The organism is Halolamina salina (assembly GCF_042678005.1).
Taxonomy (GTDB): Archaea; Halobacteriota; Halobacteria; order Halobacteriales; family Haloferacaceae; genus Halolamina; species Halolamina salina.
Genome location: NZ_JBHUDH010000184.1, coordinates 1 through 1,124, shown reverse-complemented (window position 1 = coordinate 1,124; position 1,124 = coordinate 1). Strand labels below are relative to the sequence as shown.

Below are 1,124 nucleotides of genomic sequence, written 5' to 3'. Positions count from 1 at the left end.
CGACCACCGCGTCGCGGAGGCCGGCCTCGACTGGCTCCATCACGTCGGGGTTGGCGCCCACGTTCTCGCCGGTGACCACCACGGCCGACGCAAGCCCGCGATCCGCGAGCAGGTCGCTCAGATCGTCGGCGGCGCCGCGGCCGAACCGTATCTCGCCGGGGTCGTAGTCGAGCGTGAACTGTCGGCGGCTGTCGTCCATACCGGTCACAGGGGGCGGCGCCACATCAAGCCGGCCCCTCCGGCATCAGTCAAGGCCGTCGAGGAACGACGCCAGCTCCCGGTTGTAGCGGTCGATCGACTCCCGGAACGGGCTGTGGCCGGCGTCCGGGTAGATCGAGAGCTCCGCGTCGGGCAGGCGCTCGGCGGCCGCGCGGGCGGCGTCGGGGTCGACGACCGCGTCGTGGGCGCCGTGGGTGAGCAACACCGGGATCGTCAGGTCATCGAGAGCGTCGAGGTGGGACACCTCGCGGTCCCGCATCGCGTCGCGGACGGACGGCGGCACCGCGGCGTTGACCCCGAGCAGCAGGTACCGCTCCTCGGGCGAGGGGGCGTCGTGGAAGCAGATGCGGACGAAGCGGTCGAGCGCCGCTGTCGCCGTCTCGGCGTCCGTCGAGACGATCTCCGGGAACAGGTCGACGTACTGCTGGCCCAGCCACTCGTTGGTCTGGGGCGTGCCGATCCCGAGAACGATGCCGACGAGGTTCGCCCCGCGGACGCGGTCGGTGCCGTGGACCGCGAGGTAGTCGAGCGCGACCAGCGAGCCGTACGACCAGCCCACCAGCGCGAACGAGTCCAGCGAGAGCGCGTCGGCGACGGCCTGCACGTCGTCGGCCCACGCCTCGCTGTCGGCGTAGCCCGACGGCGGCTTCTCGGAGTCGCCGTGGCCGCGGAGATCCATCGCGACGAGGCGGTAGCGGTCCGCGAGCGAGGAGCGAAGCTGGCCGCGCCAGCAGAGGTGGCTCTGGGAGTAGCCGTGGACGAACAGGACCGCCGGCGCGTCGCTCGGCCCCGACTCGGCGACGTGGATCGCCGGCCCGTCCGGGCGGGAGACGGTGTGGGTTCGCATCGGTGGCCGTTTCGGCCGGAGTGCCGTGAGCTTTCGGCCGGCGGCACCCTGCACGGCC

1 protein-coding gene and 1 pseudogene are annotated in these 1,124 nt (G+C 72.8%); both read right to left on the bottom strand.

The window, feature by feature from the left end; translation table 11 throughout:
• Positions 1 to 199, bottom strand: a pseudogene (locus ACFR9S_RS13745) (hypothetical protein); the annotation flags it as partial.
• Between the two features lie 45 nt (positions 200 to 244).
• Positions 245 to 1,124 (bottom strand): alpha/beta fold hydrolase (locus ACFR9S_RS13740; RefSeq protein WP_379818894.1); only part of this gene is annotated, 880 nt, incomplete at its 5' end.